36 protein-coding genes are annotated in these 24,034 nt (G+C 38.7%); all 36 read right to left on the bottom strand.

All coding sequences use genetic code 11. The features are described from left to right. Nucleotides 1-130: 130 nt before the first annotated feature. Nucleotides 131-493 (bottom strand): 50S ribosomal protein L17, encoded by a 363-nt coding sequence (gene rplQ, locus ACQKP0_RS22545; RefSeq protein WP_427408065.1) that lies wholly within the window; start codon nt 491-493, stop codon nt 131-133. A gap of 47 nt (nt 494-540) precedes the next feature. Beyond that, nucleotides 541-1,485, bottom strand: a complete 945-nt coding sequence (locus ACQKP0_RS22540) for a DNA-directed RNA polymerase subunit alpha (protein ID WP_427408064.1) — start codon at nt 1,483-1,485, stop codon at nt 541-543. A gap of 183 nt (nt 1,486-1,668) precedes the next feature. Further along, the gene (gene rpsK / locus ACQKP0_RS22535) at nt 1,669-2,058 is read right to left on the bottom strand and encodes a 30S ribosomal protein S11 (protein WP_427408063.1); all 390 of its coding nucleotides are present in this window, start codon (nt 2,056-2,058) and stop codon (nt 1,669-1,671) included. Between the two features lie 25 nt (nt 2,059-2,083). Next, nucleotides 2,084-2,449: a 30S ribosomal protein S13 gene (gene rpsM, locus ACQKP0_RS22530; protein WP_427408062.1), complete on the bottom strand. Its 366-nt coding sequence runs from the start codon at nt 2,447-2,449 to the stop codon at nt 2,084-2,086. Between the two features lie 25 nt (nt 2,450-2,474). After that, nucleotides 2,475-2,588: a 50S ribosomal protein L36 gene (gene rpmJ / locus ACQKP0_RS22525; RefSeq protein ID WP_058005985.1), complete on the bottom strand. Its 114-nt coding sequence runs from the start codon at nt 2,586-2,588 to the stop codon at nt 2,475-2,477. A 34-nt stretch (nt 2,589-2,622) separates the two neighbouring features. Beyond that, complete coding sequence (gene infA / locus ACQKP0_RS22520; protein WP_058005984.1) at nt 2,623-2,841, bottom strand: translation initiation factor IF-1; 219 nt, start codon at nt 2,839-2,841, stop codon at nt 2,623-2,625. A 61-nt stretch (nt 2,842-2,902) separates the two neighbouring features. Continuing rightward, nucleotides 2,903-3,655 (bottom strand): type I methionyl aminopeptidase, encoded by a 753-nt coding sequence (gene map / locus ACQKP0_RS22515; protein WP_427408061.1) that lies wholly within the window; start codon nt 3,653-3,655, stop codon nt 2,903-2,905. After that, nucleotides 3,652-4,305 carry an adenylate kinase gene (locus ACQKP0_RS22510; RefSeq protein WP_427408060.1) on the bottom strand — a complete coding sequence of 218 codons (654 nt, stop codon included), beginning with the start codon at nt 4,303-4,305 and terminating at the stop codon, nt 3,652-3,654. The genes map and ACQKP0_RS22510 overlap by 4 nt, the downstream gene beginning before the upstream one ends. Before the next feature lie 64 nt (nt 4,306-4,369). Then, nucleotides 4,370-5,662: a preprotein translocase subunit SecY gene (secY, locus tag ACQKP0_RS22505; protein WP_427408059.1), complete on the bottom strand. Its 1,293-nt coding sequence runs from the start codon at nt 5,660-5,662 to the stop codon at nt 4,370-4,372. Further along, entirely contained in the window at nt 5,662-6,102 is a 441-nt protein-coding gene (gene rplO, locus ACQKP0_RS22500; RefSeq protein WP_427408058.1) for a 50S ribosomal protein L15, read from the bottom strand. Before rplO ends, secY begins: the two co-directional genes overlap by 1 nt. Before the next feature lie 31 nt (nt 6,103-6,133). Next, nucleotides 6,134-6,316, bottom strand: coding sequence for a 50S ribosomal protein L30 (gene rpmD / locus ACQKP0_RS22495; protein ID WP_427408057.1), 183 nt, complete (start codon nt 6,314-6,316; stop codon nt 6,134-6,136). 12 nt (nt 6,317-6,328) lie between these two features. Next, nucleotides 6,329-6,829, bottom strand: coding sequence for a 30S ribosomal protein S5 (gene rpsE, locus ACQKP0_RS22490; protein ID WP_427408056.1), 501 nt, complete (start codon nt 6,827-6,829; stop codon nt 6,329-6,331). Between the two features lie 22 nt (nt 6,830-6,851). Then, a complete protein-coding gene (gene rplR / locus ACQKP0_RS22485) occupies nt 6,852-7,214 on the bottom strand; it encodes a 50S ribosomal protein L18 (protein WP_427408055.1) in 363 nt (120 codons plus the stop codon). A gap of 35 nt (nt 7,215-7,249) precedes the next feature. After that, a complete protein-coding gene (gene rplF / locus ACQKP0_RS22480) occupies nt 7,250-7,786 on the bottom strand; it encodes a 50S ribosomal protein L6 (RefSeq protein WP_427408054.1) in 537 nt (178 codons plus the stop codon). A gap of 29 nt (nt 7,787-7,815) precedes the next feature. After that, nucleotides 7,816-8,214 carry a 30S ribosomal protein S8 gene (gene rpsH / locus ACQKP0_RS22475; RefSeq protein WP_427408053.1) on the bottom strand — a complete coding sequence of 133 codons (399 nt, stop codon included), beginning with the start codon at nt 8,212-8,214 and terminating at the stop codon, nt 7,816-7,818. Nucleotides 8,215-8,243: 29 nt separating this feature from the next. Beyond that, on the bottom strand, nt 8,244-8,429 hold the full coding sequence (locus ACQKP0_RS22470; RefSeq protein ID WP_055737812.1) for a type Z 30S ribosomal protein S14: 186 nt from the start codon (nt 8,427-8,429) through the stop codon (nt 8,244-8,246). A 24-nt stretch (nt 8,430-8,453) separates the two neighbouring features. Beyond that, nucleotides 8,454-8,993, bottom strand: a complete 540-nt coding sequence (rplE, locus tag ACQKP0_RS22465; protein ID WP_427408052.1) for a 50S ribosomal protein L5 — start codon at nt 8,991-8,993, stop codon at nt 8,454-8,456. A 26-nt stretch (nt 8,994-9,019) separates the two neighbouring features. Continuing rightward, nucleotides 9,020-9,331, bottom strand: coding sequence for a 50S ribosomal protein L24 (gene rplX / locus ACQKP0_RS22460; protein WP_427408051.1), 312 nt, complete (start codon nt 9,329-9,331; stop codon nt 9,020-9,022). A gap of 37 nt (nt 9,332-9,368) precedes the next feature. After that, on the bottom strand, nt 9,369-9,737 hold the full coding sequence (rplN, locus tag ACQKP0_RS22455; RefSeq protein WP_427408050.1) for a 50S ribosomal protein L14: 369 nt from the start codon (nt 9,735-9,737) through the stop codon (nt 9,369-9,371). Between the two features lie 43 nt (nt 9,738-9,780). Further along, on the bottom strand, nt 9,781-10,044 hold the full coding sequence (rpsQ, locus tag ACQKP0_RS22450) for a 30S ribosomal protein S17 (protein WP_066226688.1): 264 nt from the start codon (nt 10,042-10,044) through the stop codon (nt 9,781-9,783). 20 nt (nt 10,045-10,064) lie between these two features. Continuing rightward, on the bottom strand, nt 10,065-10,268 hold the full coding sequence (gene rpmC / locus ACQKP0_RS22445) for a 50S ribosomal protein L29 (protein WP_003351417.1): 204 nt from the start codon (nt 10,266-10,268) through the stop codon (nt 10,065-10,067). Next, on the bottom strand, nt 10,258-10,692 hold the full coding sequence (rplP, locus tag ACQKP0_RS22440) for a 50S ribosomal protein L16 (RefSeq protein ID WP_427408049.1): 435 nt from the start codon (nt 10,690-10,692) through the stop codon (nt 10,258-10,260). The genes rpmC and rplP overlap by 11 nt, the downstream gene beginning before the upstream one ends. A gap of 2 nt (nt 10,693-10,694) precedes the next feature. Further along, nucleotides 10,695-11,351: a 30S ribosomal protein S3 gene (gene rpsC / locus ACQKP0_RS22435; RefSeq protein WP_427408048.1), complete on the bottom strand. Its 657-nt coding sequence runs from the start codon at nt 11,349-11,351 to the stop codon at nt 10,695-10,697. Between the two features lie 3 nt (nt 11,352-11,354). Then, nucleotides 11,355-11,696, bottom strand: coding sequence for a 50S ribosomal protein L22 (rplV, locus tag ACQKP0_RS22430; RefSeq protein ID WP_058005969.1), 342 nt, complete (start codon nt 11,694-11,696; stop codon nt 11,355-11,357). Between the two features lie 18 nt (nt 11,697-11,714). After that, the gene (rpsS, locus tag ACQKP0_RS22425; protein ID WP_058005968.1) at nt 11,715-11,993 is read right to left on the bottom strand and encodes a 30S ribosomal protein S19; all 279 of its coding nucleotides are present in this window, start codon (nt 11,991-11,993) and stop codon (nt 11,715-11,717) included. Between the two features lie 60 nt (nt 11,994-12,053). Then, entirely contained in the window at nt 12,054-12,884 is an 831-nt protein-coding gene (gene rplB / locus ACQKP0_RS22420) for a 50S ribosomal protein L2 (protein WP_427408047.1), read from the bottom strand. Between the two features lie 37 nt (nt 12,885-12,921). Continuing rightward, on the bottom strand, nt 12,922-13,206 hold the full coding sequence (gene rplW, locus ACQKP0_RS22415; protein WP_427408046.1) for a 50S ribosomal protein L23: 285 nt from the start codon (nt 13,204-13,206) through the stop codon (nt 12,922-12,924). Next, complete coding sequence (gene rplD, locus ACQKP0_RS22410) at nt 13,206-13,829, bottom strand: 50S ribosomal protein L4 (RefSeq protein WP_427408045.1); 624 nt, start codon at nt 13,827-13,829, stop codon at nt 13,206-13,208. The genes rplW and rplD overlap by 1 nt, the downstream gene beginning before the upstream one ends. Before the next feature lie 29 nt (nt 13,830-13,858). Next, nucleotides 13,859-14,485, bottom strand: coding sequence for a 50S ribosomal protein L3 (rplC, locus tag ACQKP0_RS22405; protein WP_427408044.1), 627 nt, complete (start codon nt 14,483-14,485; stop codon nt 13,859-13,861). Nucleotides 14,486-14,523: 38 nt separating this feature from the next. Then, a complete protein-coding gene (gene rpsJ, locus ACQKP0_RS22400) occupies nt 14,524-14,832 on the bottom strand; it encodes a 30S ribosomal protein S10 (RefSeq protein ID WP_025729837.1) in 309 nt (102 codons plus the stop codon). A 533-nt stretch (nt 14,833-15,365) separates the two neighbouring features. Further along, nucleotides 15,366-16,553 carry an elongation factor Tu gene (gene tuf / locus ACQKP0_RS22395; RefSeq protein ID WP_427408043.1) on the bottom strand — a complete coding sequence of 396 codons (1,188 nt, stop codon included), beginning with the start codon at nt 16,551-16,553 and terminating at the stop codon, nt 15,366-15,368. A gap of 128 nt (nt 16,554-16,681) precedes the next feature. After that, complete coding sequence (fusA, locus tag ACQKP0_RS22390; protein ID WP_427408042.1) at nt 16,682-18,760, bottom strand: elongation factor G; 2,079 nt, start codon at nt 18,758-18,760, stop codon at nt 16,682-16,684. A gap of 51 nt (nt 18,761-18,811) precedes the next feature. Continuing rightward, the gene (gene rpsG / locus ACQKP0_RS22385) at nt 18,812-19,282 is read right to left on the bottom strand and encodes a 30S ribosomal protein S7 (RefSeq protein WP_058005961.1); all 471 of its coding nucleotides are present in this window, start codon (nt 19,280-19,282) and stop codon (nt 18,812-18,814) included. Between the two features lie 40 nt (nt 19,283-19,322). Continuing rightward, on the bottom strand, nt 19,323-19,742 hold the full coding sequence (rpsL, locus tag ACQKP0_RS22380; protein ID WP_427408041.1) for a 30S ribosomal protein S12: 420 nt from the start codon (nt 19,740-19,742) through the stop codon (nt 19,323-19,325). A gap of 103 nt (nt 19,743-19,845) precedes the next feature. Beyond that, nucleotides 19,846-20,094 (bottom strand): 50S ribosomal protein L7ae-like protein, encoded by a 249-nt coding sequence (locus ACQKP0_RS22375; RefSeq protein ID WP_427408040.1) that lies wholly within the window; start codon nt 20,092-20,094, stop codon nt 19,846-19,848. A 243-nt stretch (nt 20,095-20,337) separates the two neighbouring features. Continuing rightward, nucleotides 20,338-23,931 carry a DNA-directed RNA polymerase subunit beta' gene (rpoC, locus tag ACQKP0_RS22370; RefSeq protein WP_427408039.1) on the bottom strand — a complete coding sequence of 1,198 codons (3,594 nt, stop codon included), beginning with the start codon at nt 23,929-23,931 and terminating at the stop codon, nt 20,338-20,340. Nucleotides 23,932-24,034: the final 103 nt, after the last annotated feature.

The following is a 24,034-nucleotide window of genomic DNA, read 5'->3' as shown; positions in this document are numbered from 1 at the left end:
CGATAGATCTATAATCTACCCATCGTAACACTCTATTAGCTTCAATACATCACGTTTATTAAAATTTGCACAAAAAGGGCATAGAAGCAGTTAAAAATCACTAACTGTCCTGCCCTTTTTGAAAGAAATATTATACTAATTCAATAATTACTACTGGTGCACCGTCACCACGACGAGGTCCAAGTTTCATGATACGAGTGTATCCACCTTGGCGTTCTTGATAACGTGTAGCGATGTCAGAGAATAACTTTTGAACTGCATCTTGGTTTGTTTCTGCATCAGCAATTTCATGACGAATAAATGCTGCTGCTTGACGACGCGCGTGTAAATCTCCACGTTTACCAAGAGTAATCATTTTTTCAACAACTGAGCGTAACTCTTTCGCACGAGCTTCAGTAGTTTCGATGCGCTCATTGATGATAAGGTCAGTTGCTAAATCACGAAGCAACGCTTTACGTTGGGCACTAGTACGTCCTAGTTTTCTGTATGGCATGAAGTTTCCCTCCCTTGTTGAAATTTATTCATACGAGTTATTTAGCATCAATCGTCTTTTCGTAAGCCTAAGCCAAGTTCTTCTAACTTCGCTTTTACTTCTTCTAAAGACTTGCGACCTAAGTTACGTACTTTCATCATATCTTCTTCTGTTTTGTTTGCTAGTTCCTGAACAGTATTGATACCAGCACGTTTTAGGCAATTATAAGAACGAACGGAGAGATCTAGCTCTTCAATAGTCATTTCAAGAACTTTTTCTTTCTGATCTTCTTCTTTTTCAACCATGATTTCAGCATTTTGTGCTTCATCAGTAAGTCCAACGAAAATATTCAAGTGCTCTGTAAGAATCTTTGCACCTAGAGAAATGGCCTCCTTAGGCCCAATACTTCCATCTGTCCAAACATCAAGAGAAAGCTTGTCATAGTTTGCAACTTGGCCGACACGTGTATTTTCTACTTGATAGTTTACACGTTGAACCGGTGTGTAAATGGAGTCAATTGGGATAACACCAATTGGAAGATCTTCGCGTTTATTTTGTTCAGCAGGTGTATAACCACGACCTGTTACAGCTGACATACGCATGCGGAAGTGAGCATTTTTCCCTAAAGTCGCAATGTAAAGATCCGGATTGAGAATTTCAACATCGCTGTCATGAGTAATGTCAGCAGCTGTTACGACTCCCTCTCCTTGCACATCAATTTCAAGCGTCTTTTCTTCGTCAGAGTATATTTTCAAAGCTAGCTTTTTTATATTAAGAATAATTGATGTTACATCTTCAACGACGCCTTCAATTGTTGAGAACTCATGCATGACACCATCTATTTGTATAGAAGTGACAGCTGCACCTGGAAGTGAGGATAATAGGATACGACGTTTGGTGTTACACAAAGTTGTACCATATCCACGCTCTAGTGGTTCTACGACGAACTTCCCGAAGCTTGTGTCATCGTTGACCTCAACCGTTTCAATTTTTGGTTTTTCGATTTCAATCATTAAAATTTACCCTCCTTCAAAACGTCGAAACCCCGGTAAAGATAGATTTTAATCGACCTAACCGAAATTCCCCATGTTTACATTCCGTTTGTGCACAACAACTGGATTAATCATTTCTGTTTTGAAAATTTTTCACATATCATATCCCATTATTGACATGGATACAAATTCTATACAGAAAAATTAAACACGACGGCGTTTTGGTGGACGGCAACCATTGTGTGGTACCGGTGTAACATCTTTAATTGCTGTTACTTCTAGACCAGCAGCTTGAAGTGCACGAATAGCAGCTTCACGACCTGCACCAGGTCCTTTAACAGTTACTTCAAGAGTTTTCATTCCATGTTCCATGGAAGCTTTAGCTGCAGTTTCTGCTGCCATTTGAGCTGCAAATGGAGTAGATTTACGAGAACCTTTAAATCCAAGAGCACCCGCACTAGACCATGCAACAGCATTACCATGAGAATCTGTAATTGTTACGATTGTATTATTAAATGTAGAACGAATGTGTGCAATACCTGTTTCTATATTCTTTTTCACACGACGTTTACGAGTGTTTGTTTTACGTGCCATATTACTATGAAACCTCCTTTACTAATTATTTCTTTTTACCTGCTACAGTCTTACGAGGACCTTTACGTGTACGAGCATTGTTCTTCGTATTTTGACCACGAACCGGTAAGCCACGGCGATGGCGAAGTCCACGATATGAACCAATTTCCATTAAACGTTTGATGTTTAAAGATACTTCACGGCGAAGGTCACCCTCAACCTTTAATTTGTCAATAATATCACGGATTTTATTTAATTCATCTTCAGTTAAATCACGAACACGAGTATCTTCTGATACACCTGCTTCGGCTAAGATTTTTTGGGCAGTTGGTTTACCAATCCCAAAAACATAAGTTAAAGAGATCACTACACGTTTATCACGTGGAATGTCTACACCTGCAATACGTGCCATAGTATATTGCGCACCTCCTTCAATATTATCCTTGTTTTTGTTTATGTTTAGGGTTTTCACAAATAACCATTACTTTACCATTTCTGCGAATGATTTTGCACTTTTCACAAATTGGTTTTACTGATGGTCTGACTTTCATCTGTTTTACCTCCTTAACAGTACGGAGTGCATTATTATTTGAAACGATACGTAATTCTTCCGCGCGTTAAATCATATGGAGAAAGTTCAACTGTCACTTTGTCCCCAGGTAAAATACGAATGAAATGCATTCTAATTTTCCCAGAAACATGTGCGAGAACAGTATGACCATTCTCTAATTCTACCTTAAACATTGCGTTTGGCAAAGTTTCACTAACAGTACCTTCAACCTCGATAACATCGTCTTTCGCCACCTGTACCCATCTCCCTTCTTCTTACATTTATGGACTATAAGTAATACCACTTTCACAAAAGTTATGGCTGTGTGATTGTTAAAATTTCATATCCAGTGTCTGTAATCGCGACAGTATGCTCAAAATGTGCACACAAACCACCGTCAACCGTCACAACCGTCCAATCATCTTGGAGAGTTTTAACATAACGACTACCCGCGTTTACCATTGGTTCAATACACAATACCATTCCTGGCATTAAGCGAGGGCCTTTGTTAGGCGGTCCATAATGAGGTATTAGTGGGTCTTCATGTAATTCTTGACCAATCCCGTGTCCGGCATACTCGCGAACGATAGAAAAGCCATGATTTTCTACAAACGTTTGAATCGCATGAGAGATGTTCGAAAGACGCTCACCAGGCTTTATTTCATTTAAGCCATGATAGAGAGATTTCTCTGTCACATCTAGCAGCCTTTGTGCCTCTTTATCTATTTTCCCAACAGGATATGTCCATGCAGAGTCACCATGGTAGCCATTATACTCCACACCAATATCTATTGTGATAATATCACCTTCATTAAGCGTTAAATCACCTGGAATTCCGTGAACTAGTTGATCATTGACCGAAGTACAAATACTGCCACGAAACCCATTATACCCTTTAAATGAAGGAATTGCATCAAACTTGCGAATAAAATTTTCAGCAATTACATCCAATTCTTTTGTCGTAATTCCTGATTTTATATACTTTTTTAATTCTTGATGGGTTAAAGCAACAAGCTTACCTGCCGTTTTCATAATATCAATTTCTTGGGCAGTTTTGTAAACGATCATTCACACAAGCTCCCAAGCAGTGTATCAATATCAGTAAAAACTTTATTGATGTCTTGTTGGCCATCAATAGTTTGTAAATAGCCTTTGCTTGCATAAAAATCTAGAAGAGGTTGAGTCTGTTTAATATTCACATCTAGACGATTTTGAACAGTTTCTTCATTATCGTCTGCACGTTGATATAATTCTCCGCCACAGCGGTCACAAACACCAGCTTCTTTTGGTGGATTAAAAACGAGATGATAAGTTGCACCACAATTTTTACAAATGCGTCGGCCAGTAAGCCGTTCCATTAAAATCTCTTTTTCCACTTTGATATTTATACAATAGTCTATTTGTTTATTAAGATCACGAAGGATTGCCTCAAGTGCTTCTGCTTGTGGCACAGTTCTAGGGAATCCATCTAGCAAAAATCCTTTTTGACAATCATCCTTGCTTAAACGTTCACGGACAATTCCAATTGTCACTTCGTCAGGAACAAGTTCACCTTTATCCATAAACGATTTTGCTTTTAAGCCGAGTTCTGTTCCTTCTTTTATTGCAGCACGGAACATATCGCCAGTTGAGATATGAGGGATTTCATACTTATCTACGATTCTTTCGGCTTGTGTTCCTTTACCGGCACCGGGAAGGCCCATTAACACTAAATTCACTAGTACTTCCCCCTCAGACTCTTCATTTTAGTTTTAGGAACAATCACTGTTCCTAAAACTATAACTATTTAATAAAACCTTTATAATGACGTTTCACAAGTTGTGATTCTAATTGTTTCATTGTATCAAGTGCCACACCAACTACGATTAGCAAGCTAGTACCGCCAATTTGAGCCGAATCTGGTAAATTTGCAAATTTTGTAAACAACACAGGAAGTATTGCTACAACAGCCAAGAAAATTGAGCCAACAAACGTTAATCGATAAAGAACATTTGTTAAATACTCTTTTGTACTCTTACCAGGTCGAATTCCTGGAATATAGCCTCCTTGTTTCTTGAGGTTATCAGCCATTTGCTCAGGATTCACTTGTACGAACGCATAGAAATATGAAAAAGCTATAATTAACGCAACATAGATGATCATTCCAACCGGTTTCGTATAATCAAAAACCCATTGAATAGTATCTGTTACACTATTTGAACCAAAGAATGATGCAATAGTTCTTGGTGCAATGATAAACGAAACTGCAAAGATAACCGGAATAACACCAGCTGCATTTACTTTTAAAGGTAAGTGTGTAGACTGGCCACCAACTGGGTTACGCCCTGCAAGGCGTTGTGCATATTGAATTGGTATTTTTCTCAATGCTTGTTGGAAGAAAATTACTGAAACTATTATAGCAAGCACAACTAGCAAAATAAGTAATAAGATAACAATTTTGATAAATAGTTGTTGTCCTGCGTTTTTGAGCTGTTGCTCGAAAATCTGCTGTAAAATACTCGGGATACGTGCAACAATACCAGCTAAGATAATAATGGAAATGCCATTTCCAACACCTTTTGCTGTAATCTGTTCACCTAGCCACATAAGAAATGCAGTACCTGCTGTCAAAACAACTGCGATGATCAAATACGTACCGAAATTAGGATTTGAAATCAATTGGCCTTGAGTCATAGTATTGAAACCATAAGACATACCTACAGCTTCAATAAAACCTAGAACGATAGTAAAGTATCTTGTAAATTGAGCTAATTTACGACGACCAACCTCACCTTGTTTTGACCATTCAGTAAACTTAGGAACAACATCTATTTGTAAAAGTTGAACAATGATTGATGCAGTGATGTAAGGCATAATCCCCATTGCCAAAATGGAAAATTGGTATAATGCCCCACCACCAAATGTATTTAGAATGCTAAAGAAACCAGTTTGGTCATTAGCCTCTAAGGCACGTGCATCAACACCAGGAACAGGTATAAAAGTACCGATCCTAAACACAATTAACATTAACAGGGTGAAAAGAATTTTATTTCTTATTTCACCCACACGCATAAAATTGGAGATTGTCTTTAACATTAGATCACCTCAGTTGATCCGCCAGCAGCTTCGATAGCTTCTTTAGCAGCAGAGGAGAATTTGTGAGCTTTGACAGATAATTTTTTCTCAAGCTTACCATTTGCAAGAATTTTAATTCCTGCTTTCTCTTTGCTAATTACTCCTGTTTCAACTAGAAGTACCGGAGTAATTTCAGTACCATCTTCAAAACGATTTAATGAATCAAGATTCACGATTGCATATTCTTTACGATTAATGTTAGTAAAGCCGCGTTTTGGTAAACGACGGAATAAAGGAGTTTGACCACCTTCAAATCCAGGGCGTACTCCACCGCCAGAACGAGCATTTTGCCCTTTGTGACCTTTACCAGCAGTTTTTCCATTACCAGAACCAATACCACGACCTACACGATTACGCTCTTTACGTGATCCTTCAGCAGGTTTTAATTCATGAAGTTTCATTGTCGGCACCTCCTTGTATTAGTAAATTCGATTACTGTTCTTTTACTGTTACGAGATGAGCAACTTTAGTGATCATGCCACGTATTGCAACATTATCTTCATGCTCAACAGTTTGATTTACTTTGCGCAAACCAAGAGCTTTAACTGTTTCACGTTGATTTTGCGGACGGCCAATCAAGCTGCGAGTGAGGGTAATTGCTAATTTGTTTGCCATTAAAATCCCTCCTTATCCTAACAGTTCTTCTACTGATTTATTACGTAATTTAGCAACATCTTCCGCACGTTTTAATTGCTTAATACCATCGATAGTTGCACGAATCATATTAATTGGTGTATTAGAACCAAGTGATTTAGATGTGATATCAGCTACTCCACCTAATTCTAGGACCGCACGAACTGGACCACCTGCAATTACTCCAGTACCTGGAGAACCTGGCTTCATAAGAATTTGGCCAGCTCCGAATCGACCGATTACTGCATGAGGAATTGTTGTACCAACAATCGCTACTTCTACTAAGTTTTTCTTCGCATCTTCAACTGCTTTGCGGATTGCATCAGGTACCTCTTGAGCTTTACCTGTACCGAAGCCAACATGACCGTTTCTGTCACCTACAACAACTAGTGCAGAGAAACGGAAACGACGTCCACCTTTAACAACCTTCGCAACACGGTTAACAGTAACAACGCGTTCTTCTAATTCAAGTTTGTTAGGATCAATGTGACGCATCTATATGTCCCTCCTTTTTCTATTAAAATTCTAGGCCGTTTTCACGAGCTGCATCAGCAAGTGCTTTAATACGTCCATGGTAGAGGTATCCACCACGATCGAAAACTACAGCTTTAACGCCTTTTTCAACTGCACGCTTAGCGATCAATTCACCGACTTTTTGTGCCGCATCTAAATTGCTATTAGATTCAAGGTTAAGATCTTTATCTAGTGTAGATGCACTAGCTAAAGTTACACCATTCACATCATCGATCAATTGAGCATAAATGTTTTTATTTGAACGATATACGTTTAAGCGAGGACGAGTTGTTGTACCACTTAATTTAGCACGTACACGAGCATGTCTTTTCTTACGTACTTTATTTTTATCTGGCTTAGTGATCACCTGCGGTCACTCCTTTCTTTTAGCCTTAAGCAGCATTATTTACCAGTTTTACCTTCTTTTCTACGTACATATTCGCCTTCATAACGAATTCCTTTTCCTTTATAAGGTTCAGGCGGACGAACACCACGAATATTAGCAGCTAATGCTCCAACGCGTTCTTTGCTTGTACCTTTAACAATAACTTTTGTATTGGAAGGAACTTCGACTTCAAGTCCAGCTTCTGGTTCGAATTCTACTGGATGTGAATATCCTACACTTAGAACAAGTTTATTACCTTGTTTTTGAGCACGATATCCAACCCCGATTAGTTCTAAAGATTTTTCAAATCCTTTAGAAACTCCTTCAACCATGTTTGCAAGTAGAGCGCGAGTTGTTCCGTGTAATGCACGGTGCTCCTTCGCATCTGATGGGCGAGTAATGTTGATTACATTTTCTTCAATATTAATTGTAATGTCAGGGTTAAAGTTGCGAGTAAGCTCACCTTTAGGACCCTTAACAGTAACATTGCTTCCATCTAATGTAACTGTTACACCAGAAGGAATTTCAATAGGTTTTTTACCTACACGTGACATTCTTTTGCACCTCCATTCATGCCTTTATATTACCAAACGTACGCTAATACTTCTCCACCGACTTGTTTGTTACGAGCTTCTTTATCAGTTAAAACACCTTGAGAAGTAGAAACGATTGCGATTCCAAGACCATTAAGGACTTTAGGAACTTCGTTCGCTTTTGCATATACGCGCAAACCTGGTTTACTAATACGTTTAATACCAGTGATTACACGCTCATTGTTTACACCATATTTCAAGAAGATCCGGATGATACCTTGTTTGTTATCTTCGATAAATTCAACGTCACGAATAAAACCTTCACGCTTAAGAATTTCAGCAACTTCTTTTTTGATTTTAGAAGCAGGAACTTCTAATTTTTCGTGACGAACCATGTTCGCATTACGAATGCGAGTAAGCAAATCTGCAATTGGATCTGTCATTACCATAATATTAACCTCCTTCCCAATTTCGGGGTTTACCAGCTAGCTTTTTTAACGCCAGGAATTTGACCCTTATATGCAAGTTCACGGAAACAAATACGGCAAAGTTTGAATTTGCGAATGACTGAATGTGGACGGCCACAACGTTCGCAACGTGTATAAGCTTGCACTTCAAACTTTGGTGTGCGCTTTTGTTTCACGATCATAGATTTTTTAGCCACGTTTTCGCCTCCCTTTTTTAGCGATTACTTTTGGAATGGCATTCCGAGTTGTGTTAATAATTCGCGAGCTTCTTCGTCTGTTTTAGCAGTTGTTACGATAACGATGTCCATTCCACGAACTTTGCTAACTTTATCGTAATCAATTTCAGGGAAGATAAGCTGTTCTTTTACTCCAAGTGTGTAATTTCCACGTCCATCAAAAGCTTTCTTTGAAATACCGCGGAAGTCACGTACACGTGGTAGTGAAACTGAAATTAGTTTGTCTAAGAATTGATACATGCGTTCGCCACGAAGTGTAACTTTCGCACCGATTGGCATACCTTCACGAAGACGGAAGCCAGCAATAGAATTTTTAGCTTTTGTTACTACAGGTTTTTGTCCTGTGATGATAGATAGTTCTTCTACAGCATTATCTAATACTTTAGAGTTTTGAACTGCATCACCAACACCCATGTTAACAACAATTTTTTCAATTTTTGGTACTTGCATTACTGATTTGTAATTGAACTTGCTTAATAAAGCAGGAGTCAATTCTTTTTCATATTTTTCCTTTAGGCGGTTCATGTCGTGTACCTCCCTTCATCTAAAAACTATTTATCTAAAACTTCACCAGATTTTTTTGCTACACGTACTTTTTTACCGTTTACTTCTTTGAAACCAACACGTGTTGGTTCATTTGTTTTAGGATCTACTAACATTACGTTAGATACGTGAATAGCTGCTTCGAAGCTAACGATTCCACCTTGTGGATTAGCTTGGGAAGGCTTAGAATGCTTTTTCACGATATTTACACCTTCAACAATTACACGGTCCTTTTTAGGAAACGCTGCTAAAATCACACCTGTTTTCCCTTTATCTTTACCAGTGATAACCATTACTTTATCGCCTTTTTTAACATGCATCTCAATCGCACCTCCTTGGTTTACGAATCAATTATTATTAAAGAACTTCCGGAGCTAAGGATACGATTTTCATGAAATTGTTGTTACGAAGTTCACGAGCAACTGGTCCGAAGATACGAGTTCCACGAGGGCTCTTATCATCACGGATAATTACACATGCATTCTCATCGAAACTTATATAAGATCCATCCGGACGGCGGACACCACTCTTAGTACGAACAACAACCGCTTTAACAACTTCACCTTTTTTAACAACGCCTCCTGGTGTTGCTTGTTTCACTGTACAAACAATAACATCACCAATATTAGCAGTTTTACGTCCAGATCCACCTAGTACTTTAATTGTTAAAACTTCTTTTGCACCAGAGTTGTCAGCAACTTTTAAACGAGATTCTTGTTGAATCATTATGGTTTACCTCCCTTCGGAAAAACTAATCCGAAAAATTCTATTAGATAATAACAGCCTTCTCAACGACTTCAACAAGACGGAAACGTTTTGTCGCAGATAGTGGGCGTGTTTCCATAATGCGAACGATATCGCCGATTTTTGCTTCATTTTGCTCATCGTGTGCTTTGAATTTCTTAGAGTATTTCACGCGTTTGCCGTAAAGTGAGTGTTTTTTATATGTTTCTACAAGAACTGTAACTGTTTTATCCATTTTATCAGAAACAACACGCCCTGTATAAACTTTACGTTGGTTCCGTTCACTCATTTTCGAAAAACCTCCTCTCTTTATCGATTATTTACGCCGATCTCTCTTTCACGGATCACTGTTTTCATACGAGCAATCGCTTTGCGTACTTCACGAATGCGAGCTGTATTTTCAAGTTGTCCAGTAGCTAATTGGAAACGTAGATTAAATAGTTCTTCTTTAAGAGATTTTACTTTTTGTTCAATTTCAGCAGTGGTAAGGTCACGAATTTCATTAGCTTTCATTTGATTCACCACCAATTTCTTCTCGTTTTACAAACTTACATTTAACCGGAAGTTTATGTGCTGCAAGACGAAGTGCTTCACGAGCAATCTCTTCAGATACTCCTGCAATTTCAAACATAATTTTTCCTGGTTTTACAACTGCTACCCAACCTTCAGGTGCCCCTTTACCGGAACCCATCCGTACTTCTAATGGTTTTGCAGTATATGGCTTATGAGGGAAGATTTTAATCCACACTTTACCGCCACGTTTCATATAACGTGTCATTGCAATACGAGCAGCTTCAATTTGACGGTTAGTGATCCAAGATGCTTCAACAGCTTGTAGACCATATTCACCAAATGCAACTTCAGTGCCGCCTTTAGCGCGTCCACGCATTTTTCCACGATGTTCGCGACGATATTTAACGCGTTTAGGTAATAACATGATTATTTTCCTCCTTCCTCAGATTTTTTCTTCGCAGGAAGAACCTCTCCACGATAAATCCATACTTTTACTCCAAGTTTACCGTATGTTGTATCTGCTTCCGCATGTGCGTAATCGATATCAGCACGAAGTGTATGAAGTGGAACAGTTCCTTCGCTATAATGTTCAGCACGAGCGATATCTGCTCCGCCAAGACGTCCAGAAACTTGTGTTTTAATTCCTTTAGCACCTGCACGCATCGCACGTTGGATCGCTTGCTTTTGTGCACGACGGAATGATACACGATTTTCTAATTGACGAGCAATATTTTCTGCAACTAGCTTAGCATCGATATCAGCTTTTTTAATTTCAACGATATTGATGTGTACACGTTTGCCTGTTAAAGAGTTTAATGCTTTTCGAAGTGCTTCTACTTCAGTACCACCTTTACCGATAACCATTCCTGGTTTTGCAGTACGGATAGTAATATTGATGCGATTCGCAGCACGTTCAATTTCTACACCAGATACAGAAGCATCTACTAGGCGTTTTGCAATGTATTCACGTACTTTCAAATCTTCATGTAAAAGATCTGCATAGTCTTTTTCAGCGTACCATTTAGATTCCCAGTCACGAATGACTCCAATACGCAAACCTATAGGATTTACTTTTTGACCCACGAATTATCCCTCCTTCTTTTCTGATACCACAACTGTAATGTGGCTAGTACGTTTAAGGATTTGGCTTGCACGTCCTTGTGCACGTGGACGGAAACGTTTTAAAGTTGGTCCTTCGTTCACATAAGCCTCAGTTACAACTAAGTTATTGATATCCATATCATAATTGTGTTCTGCATTTGCGATAGCAGATTTTAATACTTTTTCTACAACCGGTGAAGCAGCTTTAGGAGTTAAATTTAAAATTGCCACTGCTTCTCCTACTTGCTTACCTCGTATTAGATCGACAACTAAGCGTACTTTACGAGGAGCAATACGAACTGTTCTTGCAACAGCTTTAGCTTGCATCAGGATGCCCTCCTCTCATTAGCGTCTTGTTTTCTTATCGTCACTAGCGTGACCTTTATAAGTACGAGTTGGTGCAAATTCACCAAGCTTATGACCTACCATGTCTTCAGTTACGTAAACAGGAACGTGTTTACGACCATCATAAACAGCAATCGTATGTCCGATAAATGCTGGGAAGATTGTAGAACGACGAGACCAAGTTTTTACTACTTGTTTTTTTTCAGACTCGTTAAGAACTTCAACCTTTTTCATTAAATGTTCATCAACAAAAGGACCTTTTTTTAAGCTGCGACCCATGGTCGAACCTCCTTTCGTGATTGCTCTACGGCCCTACAATGAACCGTAGTTCAACCCGAGTTATTTTTTGCGGCTACGCACAATAAACTTATCAGATTTGTTATTCTTCTTACGAGTTTTGTAACCAAGAGTTGGTTTACCCCAAGGAGTCATTGGTGACTTACGTCCGATTGGAGCACGTCCTTCACCACCACCGTGTGGATGGTCATTAGGGTTCATAACAGATCCACGAACAGTTGGGCGTTTACCTAACCAACGAGAACGACCTGCTTTACCAATATTGATCAACTCGTGTTGTTCATTACCAACTTGACCAACAGTTGCACGGCAAGTAGCAAGAATCATACGAACTTCACCAGAGTTTAATCGTACTAGGACATATTTACCTTCTTTACCAAGTACTTGTGCTGAAGTACCTGCAGAACGAACTAATTGTCCACCTTTACCAGGTTTTAGCTCGATGTTGTGGATAACAGTACCAACAGGAATATCAGATAATGGAAGTGCATTTCCAACTTTGATATCAGCATCTGGACCAGATACTATTTCCATACCAACTTTAAGATTTTTAGGTGCTATAATATAGCGCTTTTCTCCATCTACATAGTTAATTAAAGCAATGTTAGATGAACGGTTTGGATCATACTCGATTGTAGCAACGCGTCCAGGTATACCATCTTTATCACGTTTGAAATCGATGATACGGTATTGACGCTTATGACCGCCACCTTGATGACGAACTGTTAACTTACCTTGGTTGTTACGACCGCCTTTTCTCTTAAGTGGTGCAAGTAATGATTTTTCCGGTTGATCAGTTGTGATTTCCGCAAAATCAGATACAGTCATACCACGACGTCCGTTGGAGGTAGGTTTGTATTTTTTGATCGCCATTTTATTCCCTCCTCTTCAATATTGTTAGTTTTATGAATTAAACTTCGAAGAATTCGATTTCTTTACTATCGTTAGTTAAAGTAACAATTGCTTTACGGCGCTTGTTAGTGTAACCAGCATGTTTGCCCATGCGTTTGAACTTACCTTTGTAGTTCATTACATTGACTTTAGCTACTTTCACACCAAAGATTTCTTCAACTGCATCTTTAACTTGTGTTTTATTAGCTCTTACGTCAACTTCAAACGTATATTTTTTATCAGCCATTACGTCCGTTGAACGTTCAGTGATGACAGGGCGCTTAATGATATCACGTACATCCATTATCCAAGCACCTCCTCTACTTTTTCAACAGCGGCTTTTGTAATGATCAATTGATCATGTGAAACCACATCTAAAACATTAACTCCATTTGCTTCTACAACAGTAATACCAGGAATATTACGTGCAGATAGAGCAACATTCACATCAGAACCATCTGTAACTACAAGAGCTTTCTTGCCTACAGATAAGTTTTTCAATACTGCAACAAATTCTTTTGTTTTAGGAGCAGCAAAAGAAAGTGATTCTAAAACTAGAATCTTTTCTTCTAATACTTTTGAAGAAAGTGCAGATTTGATTGCTAAACGACGAACCTTCTTAGGTAGTTTATAGCTATAGCTACGTGGAACTGGGCCAAATACAGTACCACCGCCACGCCATTGTGGTGAACGAATAGAACCTTGACGAGCACGGCCAGTACCTTTTTGACGCCATGGTTTACGACCACCGCCACTAACTTCAGAGCGATTTTTTACTTTGCTTGTACCTTGACGTAATGATGCTCTTTGCATAACAATCGCGTCAAACAATACATTATTATTTGGTTCAATACCAAAAACAGAATCTTTAAGCTCGATATCACCAACTTGAGATCCGCTTTGATTATATAAAGCTACTTTCGGCATTCCTGTTTCCTCCTTTCCTTCTGATTAATCTACTTTGCTTTAATCGCTGTTTTGATTATAAGCATTGCTTTTTTAGGACCAGGAACATTACCCTTGATTAGGATAAGATTGCGTTCTGCGTCAACTTTGACAACTTCTAAGTTTTGGATAGTAATTTGTTCTCCACCCATACGTCCTGGTAGTGCTTTTTGTTTGAAAACACGGTTTACAATGGCACCCATTGAACCAGGGCGACGATGGTAACGAGAACCGTGAGACATAGGTCCACGAGATTGTCCATGACGTTTAATAGCACCTTGGAAACCTTTACCCTTAGAAATTCCAGTTACATCTACGATGTCACCTTCTGCAAAAATATCAACTTTGACTTCTTGACCAATTTCATACTCATCTGAGTTTACTGCGTCGAATTCGCGAATGAAGCGCTTAGGAGCAGTATTTGCTTTTGATACATGACCTTTTTCCGGTTTATTAGCTAACTTTTCACGCTTATCTTCAAAGCCAAGTTGAATAGCTTTATAACCATCAGTTTCAACAGTTTTCTTTTGAAGAACAACGTTTGGAGCAGCTTCAACAACTGTTACTGGAATTAGATCTCCATTTTCAGCAAATATTTGCGTCATACCGATTTTTCTTCCTAAGATTCCTTTGGTCATGAGTCACACCTCCTAGTATTAATTAACATTATTATTTATTAAAGTTTAATTTCGATGTCTACACCTGATGGCAAATCTAAACGCATCAATGAATCTACTGTTTGTGGAGTAGGGTTAACGATGTCGATTAGACGCTTATGAGTGCGCATTTCGAATTGTTCACGAGAATCTTTGTATTTGTGCACCGCACGTAGGATTGTATATACAGATTTTTCAGTCGGAAGCGGAATCGGACCAGATACGCTAGCACCAGATCTTTTAGCTGTTTCAACGATTTTTTCTGCAGATTGATCAAGGATTCTGTGATCATAAGCCTTTAAACGAATACGAATTTTTTGTTTTGCCATTATTTTCCCTCCTTTATCGCCTATTTTTAGAATAGACATTCTCCGTGGAAATTTCCCACACACGCGCCATGGCAAAGCGGCCGGGTGTGTCAGCAACCTCCCACATCATCGCAGTCAAAGACCAACATTCTCTATTATACATAAAACATACAAACTATGCAAGATAATAATAGTTATTTGTTTGGATTTTAACACTTTTTCAATTATACATAGATATTAGCGTTAGTTCAAGTATATCTGTAATTGTTGTAAAATATTGATTCTTTATTCCTAAAGAACAAAAGCGCAAGCGCCTTGCTCATCGGCGTACGGATTTCATAGTCTTCGACTGAGATAAAGGAAACACGGTGAGGTAGTTCACGAGCCGATGTTGACTTATTGTAGGGAGGGGACGGAGAAATCCGCTAGCCGATAGGCGCTGGAGCTAGACGTAAACTTCGCTATTCATAAAGTTATCCACAGTACGAATATTTTATAGACAATAAAAAAAGCAGACGATCGTCACCGTCTGCTTTTTATTATTTGTAAATAGATTACTTAGTAATAGATGTTACTACACCAGAACCTACTGTACGTCCACCTTCACGAATTGAAAAACGAGTTCCTTCTTCAATCGCAATTGGTGAAATAAGTTCTACATTCATTTCAGTGTTATCGCCAGGCATTACCATTTCTGTACCTTCGTTAAGATGAACAATACCAGTTACATCAGTTGTACGGAAATAGAATTGTGGACGATAGTTAGAGAAGAATGGAGTATGACGTCCACCTTCTTCTTTAGACAAAACGTAAACTTCAGCTTTGAAGTTTGTGTGTGGTGTAATTGTTCCTGGTTTAGCAAGAACTTGACCACGTTGGATATCTTCACGAGCAACCCCACGAAGAAGTGCACCAATGTTATCTCCAGCTTCTGCGTAATCAAGAAGCTTACGGAACATTTCTACACCAGTTACAGTTGTAGATTTTGGTTCTTCAGCTAAACCGATGATTTCAATAACATCACCAACTTTAACTTGACCACGTTCTACACGACCTGTAGCAACAGTACCACGACCTGTGATTGAGAATACATCCTCAACAGGCATCATGAATGGTTTTTCGTTATCACGTTCTGGAGTTGGAATGAATTCATCAACTGCAGCCATTAATTCAGTGATTTTTTCTTCCCAAGCTGGATCTCCTTCAAGAGCTTTAAGAGCAGAACCTTTGATTACTGGTACATCATCACCAGGGAAACCATATTCAGAAAGAAGGTCACGTACTTCCATTTCTACTAATTCAAGTAGTTCTTCGTCATCAACCATATCACATTTGTTTAAGAATACAACTAGGTATGGAACACCAACGTTACGTGATAATAGGATATGTTCACGAGTTTGTGGCATTGGACCATCAGCAGCAGATACTACTAGGATACCACCGTCCATTTGAGCCGCACCAGTGATCATGTTTTTAACATAGTCAGCATGTCCTGGGCAGTCAACGTGCGCATAGTGACGAGTTGCAGTTTCATATTCTACGTGTGCAGTGTTGATTGTGATACCGCGTTCACGTTCTTCTGGAGCACCATCAATTTGATCGTAAGCGCGAGCTTCCGCACCACCAGTTTTTGCAAGAACAGTTGTAATTGCAGCAGTTAAAGTTGTTTTACCATGGTCAACGTGTCCAATTGTACCAATATTAGCATGTGTTTTGGAACGGTCGAATTTTGCTTTAGCCATTAGGAAAATCCTCCTCAATAATTAAAATTATTTAAATGTATATATGACGCTTTAAGGATGAGCGCTCATCCTTAAAACAATCATTTCTCATATATTGTAGTTATACTTTATAAAGGAAAAGAAATCAATTACTCACCTTTATTTTTTTTGATAATTTCTTCAGAAATTGTTTTTGGTACTTCTTCATAGTGATCAAAGTGCATTGTAAATACTCCGCGACCTTGAGTACTAGAACGAAGTGCTGTTGCATACCCAAACATTTCTGAAAGTGGAACCATCGCACGAACAACTTGTGCATTTCCGCGTGCTTCCATACCTTCAACACGTCCACGACGAGCTGTAATTTGACCCATGATATCACCTAGGTATTCTTCAGGGATTACAACTTCAACTCTCATAGTCGGTTCAAGGATAACAGGGTTACATTTTGATGCTGCATTTTTAAGTGCAAGAGAAGCAGCAATTTTAAATGCCATTTCACTTGAGTCAACATCATGGTATGAACCATCATATAACTTAGCTTTAACGTCAACTAATGGATATCCCGCTAATACACCTCGATCTAACGCATCTACTAGACCCGCTTCAACCGCAGGGATGTATTCACGAGGAACAACACCACCGACGATAGCATTTTCAAATTCAAAACCTTTACCTTCTTCATTTGGAGAGAACTCAATCCAAACATCACCATATTGACCACGACCACCAGATTGGCGAGCAAATTTACCTTGAACTTGCGCGCTAGAGCGGAAAGTTTCACGGTAAGCAACTTGAGGTGCACCAACATTTGCTTCTACTTTGAATTCACGTTTCATACGGTCAACAAGAATGTCTAAGTGAAGCTCACCCATACCTGCAATGATAACTTGTCCAGTTTCTTGATCAGTATGTGCTCTGAATGTAGGATCTTCCTCTTGAAGCTTTTGTAATGCTGTAGTCATTTTATCTTGGTCAGCTTTAGATTTAGGCTCAACAGATAACTGAATAACTGGCTCAGGGAATTCCATTGATTCTAAGATTACTAAATCTTTATCATCACATAGAGTATCACCAGTAGTAGTATCTTTTAGCCCAACTGCTGCAGCGATGTCACCAGCATGTACTTCTGTAATCTCTGCACGGTGATTCGCATGCATTTGAAGAATACGTCCAACACGCTCACGTTTACCTTTTGTAGAGTTCTGTACATAAGAACCAGAGCTTAATGTACCAGAATACACACGGAAGAATGTTAACTTACCAACGTAAGGGTCAGTCATTACTTTAAATGCTAAAGCAGCAAATGGTTCATCATCACTTGAATGCTTCTCTACTACTTCATCTGAATCAGGAAGTGTACCTTTAATAGCAGGAACATCTAATGGCGATGGAAGATAGTCGATAACAGCATCAAGCATTAATTGAACGCCTTTGTTTTTGAAAGCAGATCCACAAATAACAGGATAGAATTCAACATTAACAGTACCTTTACGAATTGCTGCTTTTAATTCAGCAACTGTAATTTCTTCTCCGCCAAGGTATTTTTCCATTAATTCTTCATCAAGTTCTGCAACTGCTTCAACTAACTTTTCATGGTATTCATCCGCTTGATCTTTGTATTCAGCAGGGATTTCAACCTCTTCGATTTCAGTCCCTAAATCATTACCATACATAATAGCTTTCATTTCAACAAGGTCAATAATACCTTCGAATTGATCTTCAGCTCCGATTGGTAATTGAATAGCATGAGCGTTTGCTTGTAAACGATCATGAATAGTACCTACAGAGTATAAGAAATCTGCACCGAGTTTATCCATTTTATTAACGAATACAACACGAGGTACTCCGTAAGTTGTTGCTTGGCGCCAAACAGTTTCTGTTTGGGGTTCTACTCCAGATTGAGCATCAAGAACAGCTACTGCACCATCAAGTACACGTAATGAACGTTCAACTTCAACAGTGAAGTCTACGTGTCCTGGTGTATCGATGATATTAACGCGGTGACCTTTCCATTGTGCAGTTGTTGCAGCAGATGTAATGGTAATTCCGCGTTCTTGCTCTTGCTCCATCCAGTCCATCTGAGACGCACCTTCATGAGTTTCACCGATTTTATGAATTTTACCAGTGTAATAAAGGACACGTTCAGTTGTTGTCGTTTTACCAGCATCGATGTGTGCCATGATGCCGATATTTCGAGTATTTTCTAAGGAGAACTCTCTTGCCATTGGTTTTTTCTCCTTCCTAATATGAGAATAGTTTTTTGATTGAAGGTTAGATTACCAACGATAGTGAGCAAACGCTTTGTTTGCTTCTGCCATCTTATGAGTATCTTCACGCTTTTTAACTGCAGCACCAGTATTGTTTGCTGCATCTAAAATTTCATTAGCTAGACGCTCTTCCATCGTTTTTTCTCCACGAAGACGAGCATAGTTAACTAACCAACGAAGTCCTAGTGTAGTACGACGCTCAGGGCGAACTTCTACTGGTACTTGATAGTTAGCACCACCTACACGACGAGCTCTTACTTCAAGTACAGGCATAATGTTTTTTAGTGCTTGATCAAACACTTCCATTGGATCTTTGCCAGTACGTTCACGAATAATATCGAATGAAGAATATAGGATAGTTTGAGATTTACCTCTCTTACCATCTACCATCATTTTATTAATTAAACGTGTAACTAGTTTTGAATTATACATAGGATCTGGCAATACATCTCTTTTTGCAACAGGACCTTTACGAGGCATTGTACTTCCTCCTTTCAGAAAGTCTTTTTATCTTGTCGAATTATTTTTTCTCTTTTGGACGCTTAGTACCATATTTAGAACGTCCTTGTCTACGGCTATCAACACCCGCAGTATCTAAAGCACCACGTACAATGTGATAACGTACCCCTGGTAAGTCTTTTACACGTCCACCGCGAATTAATACAACGCTGTGTTCTTGTAGATTATGACCAATACCAGGAATGTAAGCAGTAACCTCAATACCGTTAGTTAAACGAACACGAGCATATTTACGAAGCGCTGAGTTCGGTTTTTTCGGAGTCATAGTACCAACACGAGTACAAACACCACGTTTTTGAGGTGAAGATAAGTCTGTATTCGCCTTTTTGAAGCTGTTGTATCCTTTGTTAAGTGCTGGTGACTTAGACTTTGTAATTTTAGATTTACGAGGTTTACGCACTAATTGATTAATAGTAGGCATTTTAATATCCTCCCTTCCAATTTTGTTTAAGCCCACACATCCAGGTGGTTCATTTTAAAGCAAAAACAAAGTTTTTGCAGTATATTGATCTGCAAAAACAGCTTTAATAAATAACTGCAACAGCAGCAGCTCCAACTTCTATTCCACATACCTTACCAAGCTTTTTCATAGAATCAACTTTTGATATTGGTATGTTCATATCATTTGCAACTCGAATAACTTTTTCAATGATAAAAGGATCTGCATCCTCTGCCACTATGAGTTCATTCACGTTGTTAGTTTTTAGAGCTTTGACTGTTTGTTTTGTTCCTACAATGATTCTCTTCGCCTGCAATACTTTTTCATAAGACATTTATCATATCCTCCAAAGTAACAGGTGTACGATAGGAGCACCTTGAATATAGTATCATTTTCATATATTAATGTCAATACGAAATATGAAATATTAAACCAATTATGAGGCCGGTAATAAATACCGGCTTCACATTCAGAAATTAGAGGTTGGAAGTCAGATTAGGAGAAATCGACGAGTTAGCCGATTTCTTTACCATCCAACTGATTTCTAATTCTAGTCCTGTTTCCTTACAGGGATTTATTATTCTACGGTTACTTGTTCTTCTACTACAGGAATTTGAGGTTCCGCTTTACGGTAGCGTTGCATACCTGTTCCTGCAGGTACAAGTTTTCCGATTATGACATTTTCTTTTAATCCAAGAAGCTCATCACGTTTACCTTTAATTGCAGCATCTGTTAAAACACGTGTTGTTTCTTGGAAGGACGCTGCTGATAAGAAGGAATCTGTTTCAAGTGATGCTTTTGTAATACCTAGTAAAACCGGTCGGCCAGTAGCTGGTATTTTTCCTTCTAATATCGCTTTTTCGTTTGCATCAGTGAATTGGTGAATATCGAGCAATGATCCAGGCAATACATCTGTATCCCCAGCATTGTTTACGCGAACTTTACGAAGCATTTGACGCACCATTACTTCAATATGCTTATCCCCAATTTCAACCCCTTGCATACGATAAACCTTTTGCACTTCTTTAAGCAAGTATTCTTGAACAGAGTTTACATCACGAACCTTGAGCAATTCTTTAGGATCAATTGAACCCTCTGTTAACTCTTGACCTCGCTCTACTTTACTATCAATCGCTACTTTTAATCTCGATGTATATGGCGCATTATATGTGCGTGATTCAACATTACCTTGAACAACGATTTCATGTTGACGATCCCGTCCTTCATTTATTGCTGTTACAATACCATCGATTTCAGAAATAACCGATACTCCTTTTGGATTACGCGCTTCAAACAACTCTTGAATACGAGGTAAACCTTGAGTGATGTCATCTCCAGCAACCCCACCTGTATGGAATGTACGCATAGTTAACTGTGTACCAGGTTCCCCGATGGATTGTGCAGCAATAATACCTACTGCTTCGCCCACTTCAACCTCTTGACCAGTTGCCAAGTTACGTCCATAACATTTTTTACAAACACCGTGGCGTGTATTACATGTAAACGCAGATCGAATCCACACTTCTTCAATACCTTCACTGACAATATATCTCGACAAATCTTCAGTAATTAATCCATTTTCAGGAACGATTACTTCACCAGTTTCAGGATGTTTGATTGCCTTTCTAGCATAACGACCAATCAGACGTTCTTCTAAAGTTTCGATAATTTCTGTTCCTTCTTTTAATGAACCGACTAATAATCCTCTGTCAGTACCACAATCGTCTTCACGAACAATTACATCTTGTGCAACATCAACTAGTCGACGAGTTAAGTATCCAGAATCAGCAGTTTTTAGTGCTGTATCAGCAAGACCTTTACGAGCACCGTGTGTTGAAATAAAGTATTCCAATACTGTTAAACCTTCACGGAAACTTGATTTAATCGGTAACTCAATGATACGACCTGCTGGGTTGGCCATTAGTCCACGCATACCCGCAAGCTGGGTAAAGTTTGATGCGTTACCACGGGCACCAGAATCACTCATCATGAATATCGGGTTACGTTTATCTAGTGATTCCATTAACTTACCTTGAATTATATCTTTCGCTGCACTCCAGATGGAAATGACACGATCATAACGTTCGTCTTCTGTAATTAAACCACGTCTAAACTGTTTCATTACATTATCGACTTTACTTTGTGCATCAGTTAGTATATGTTCCTTTTCAGCTAATACAACGATATCAGCCACACCAACCGTGATACCAGCTTTAGTAGAGTATTTGAATCCTAAATCCTTCATACGGTCAAGCATTTTTGATGTCTCAGTAATTTGGAATCGTTTAAAGACTTCTGCAATAACATTTCCTAAGAACTTTTTAATAAACGGTTTAATAATCGGTTGTTTACTAATATGTTCTTTTACATTTACATCAGTATCTACAAAATATTTTTCTGGAGTTTTTTCTTCCAGATTAGTTTTAGTTGGTTCATTCATGTAAGGGAATGATTCAGGTAAAATTTCATTGAAAATTAATTTACCAACTGTTGTAATTAATAATTTTGTTTTTTGTTCTTCAGTAAATGTTTGGTTGTTTACCGCACTTGCATGTACCGCAATACGTGTATGCAAATGAACATAACCATTTTGATAAGCTAGCAGCGCTTCGTTAATATCTTTAAAGATTTTCCCTTCTCCAACTGCATCTTCACGTTCTAATGTAAGGTAATAGTTACCCAATACCATATCCTGAGATGGTGTAACAACTGGTTTACCATCCTTAGGATTCAGAATGTTTTGAGCTGCCAGCATAAGTAATCTTGCTTCTGCTTGTGCTTCTGCTGATAGAGGTACGTGAACAGCCATCTGGTCTCCGTCAAAGTCTGCATTATAAGCTGTACAAACAAGTGGATGAAGACGAATTGCACGTCCTTCAACAAGTGTCGGTTCAAAAGCTTGAATTCCTAGTCTGTGTAAAGTTGGGGCACGGTTTAATAGTACTGGATGTTCCTTAATTACTTCTTCTAAAACATCCCATACTTCAGGTTGAACACGTTCAATTTTTCGTTTTGCACTCTTAATATTATGTGCTAAACCTTTTTCAACTAGCTCCTTCATAACAAACGGCTTGAATAATTCAAGAGCCATTTCTTTTGGAAGACCGCATTGGTACATTTTCAAATTAGGTCCAACGACGATTACAGAACGTCCTGAATAGTCAACACGTTTACCTAATAGATTTTGACGGAAGCGTCCTTGCTTACCTTTTAACATATGGGAAAGTGATTTTAACGGACGATTTCCCGGTCCTGTTACAGGGCGACCACGACGGCCATTATCGATCAAAGCATCAACAGCTTCTTGAAGCATACGCTTTTCGTTTTGCACAATGATGCTAGGCGCACCTAAGTCCAATAAACGTTTTAAGCGATTATTACGGTTAATTACTCGACGATATAAATCATTTAAATCAGAGGTTGCAAAACGTCCACCTTCTAATTGCACCATCGGTCTTAATTCTGGTGGGATAACAGGAAGTACATCCAAAATCATCCAATCCGGTTCATTTCCAGAATGACGAAATGCTTCTAGAACTTCTAAACGTTTAATTGCTCTTGTACGGCGTTGTCCTTGAGCAGTTTTGAGTTCTTCTTTAAGAGCTTCTACTTCTTTATTTACATCAATATCTTGTAGGAGTTTTTTAACAGCTTCGGCTCCCATTGACGCTTGAAATTTATTACCGTATTTTTCACGATATGCACGGTATTCTTTTTCTGAAAGAAGTTGTTTCTTTTCAAGTGGTGTATCACCAATTTCAGTAACAACATAAGAAGCGAAATAAATCACTTCTTCTAAAGCTCTAGGGGACATATCTAAAACAAGTCCCATTCGGCTTGGAATCCCTTTGAAATACCAAATGTGGGAAACAGGAGCAGCAAGTTCGATATGGCCCATGCGTTCACGGCGGACTTTAGAACGAGTAACTTCAACTCCACAACGGTCACACACTACACCCTTATATCTTACACGCTTGTACTTACCACAATGACATTCCCAATCCTTTTGAGGTCCAAAAATACGTTCACAAAAAAGACCGTCTTTTTCAGGCTTCAAGGTTCTATAATTGATAGTTTCTGGTTTCTTGACTTCTCCAAATGACCAAGAACGGATCTTATCTGGTGAAGCAAGACCAATTTTCATATACTCAAAATTATTTACATCTATCAAGGGGCCTACCTCCCTTTTTCGTCTACAAGTTTTACCTAGAAAGCTCCTATAGTGAAGATTCTAGTCACCACTATTTACTACGGGGGAATTTCTATTCTTTTAA

Origin of the sequence: Heyndrickxia sp. NPDC080065 (assembly GCF_050281185.1) — a bacterium.
Classification (GTDB): domain Bacteria; phylum Bacillota; class Bacilli; order Bacillales; family Bacillaceae_C; genus Heyndrickxia.
Note: the sequence above shows the minus strand (reverse complement) of the source record. Positions and strands in the feature narration are given on the sequence as shown.

Coding starts and splice junctions, on each gene's coding strand:
- rplQ (WP_427408065.1), bottom strand. CDS start 493: ATGCCATACAGAAAACTAGGACGTACTAGTGCCCAACGTAAAGCGTTG.
- ACQKP0_RS22540 (WP_427408064.1), bottom strand. CDS start 1,485: ATGATTGAAATCGAAAAACCAAAAATTGAAACGGTTGAGGTCAACGAT.
- rpsK (WP_427408063.1), bottom strand. CDS start 2,058: ATGGCACGTAAAACAAACACTCGTAAACGTCGTGTGAAAAAGAATATA.
- rpsM (WP_427408062.1), bottom strand. CDS start 2,449: ATGGCACGTATTGCAGGTGTAGACATTCCACGTGATAAACGTGTAGTG.
- rpmJ (WP_058005985.1), bottom strand. CDS start 2,588: ATGAAAGTCAGACCATCAGTAAAACCAATTTGTGAAAAGTGCAAAATC.
- map (WP_427408061.1), bottom strand. CDS start 3,655: ATGATCGTTTACAAAACTGCCCAAGAAATTGATATTATGAAAACGGCA.
- secY (WP_427408059.1), bottom strand. CDS start 5,662: ATGTTAAAGACAATCTCCAATTTTATGCGTGTGGGTGAAATAAGAAAT.
- rplO (WP_427408058.1), bottom strand. CDS start 6,102: ATGAAACTTCATGAATTAAAACCTGCTGAAGGATCACGTAAAGAGCGT.
- rpmD (WP_427408057.1), bottom strand. CDS start 6,316: ATGGCAAACAAATTAGCAATTACCCTCACTCGCAGCTTGATTGGCCGT.
- rpsE (WP_427408056.1), bottom strand. CDS start 6,829: ATGCGTCACATTGATCCTAACAAACTTGAATTAGAAGAACGCGTTGTT.
- rplF (WP_427408054.1), bottom strand. CDS start 7,786: ATGTCACGTGTAGGTAAAAAACCTATTGAAATTCCTTCTGGTGTAACA.
- rpsH (WP_427408053.1), bottom strand. CDS start 8,214: ATGGTAATGACAGATCCAATTGCAGATTTGCTTACTCGCATTCGTAAT.
- rplE (WP_427408052.1), bottom strand. CDS start 8,993: ATGAACCGCCTAAAGGAAAAATATGAAAAAGAATTGACTCCTGCTTTA.
- rplX (WP_427408051.1), bottom strand. CDS start 9,331: ATGCATGTTAAAAAAGGCGATAAAGTAATGGTTATCACTGGTAAAGAT.
- rplN (WP_427408050.1), bottom strand. CDS start 9,737: ATGATTCAACAAGAATCTCGTTTAAAAGTTGCTGACAACTCTGGTGCA.
- rpsQ (WP_066226688.1), bottom strand. CDS start 10,044: ATGAGTGAACGGAACCAACGTAAAGTTTATACAGGGCGTGTTGTTTCT.
- rpmC (WP_003351417.1), bottom strand. CDS start 10,268: ATGAAAGCTAATGAAATTCGTGACCTTACCACTGCTGAAATTGAACAA.
- rplP (WP_427408049.1), bottom strand. CDS start 10,692: ATGTTATTACCTAAACGCGTTAAATATCGTCGCGAACATCGTGGAAAA.
- rplV (WP_058005969.1), bottom strand. CDS start 11,696: ATGCAAGCTAAAGCTGTTGCAAGAACAGTTCGTATTGCTCCTCGTAAA.
- rpsS (WP_058005968.1), bottom strand. CDS start 11,993: ATGGGTCGCAGCTTAAAAAAAGGTCCTTTTGTTGATGAACATTTAATG.
- rplB (WP_427408047.1), bottom strand. CDS start 12,884: ATGGCGATCAAAAAATACAAACCTACCTCCAACGGACGTCGTGGTATG.
- rplW (WP_427408046.1), bottom strand. CDS start 13,206: ATGGATGTACGTGATATCATTAAGCGCCCTGTCATCACTGAACGTTCA.
- rplD (WP_427408045.1), bottom strand. CDS start 13,829: ATGCCGAAAGTAGCTTTATATAATCAAAGCGGATCTCAAGTTGGTGAT.
- rplC (WP_427408044.1), bottom strand. CDS start 14,485: ATGACCAAAGGAATCTTAGGAAGAAAAATCGGTATGACGCAAATATTT.
- rpsJ (WP_025729837.1), bottom strand. CDS start 14,832: ATGGCAAAACAAAAAATTCGTATTCGTTTAAAGGCTTATGATCACAGA.
- tuf (WP_427408043.1), bottom strand. CDS start 16,553: ATGGCTAAAGCAAAATTCGACCGTTCCAAAACACATGCTAATATTGGT.
- fusA (WP_427408042.1), bottom strand. CDS start 18,760: ATGGCAAGAGAGTTCTCCTTAGAAAATACTCGAAATATCGGCATCATG.
- rpsG (WP_058005961.1), bottom strand. CDS start 19,282: ATGCCTCGTAAAGGTCCTGTTGCAAAAAGAGATGTATTGCCAGATCCT.
- rpsL (WP_427408041.1), bottom strand. CDS start 19,742: ATGCCTACTATTAATCAATTAGTGCGTAAACCTCGTAAATCTAAAATT.
- ACQKP0_RS22375 (WP_427408040.1), bottom strand. CDS start 20,094: ATGTCTTATGAAAAAGTATTGCAGGCGAAGAGAATCATTGTAGGAACA.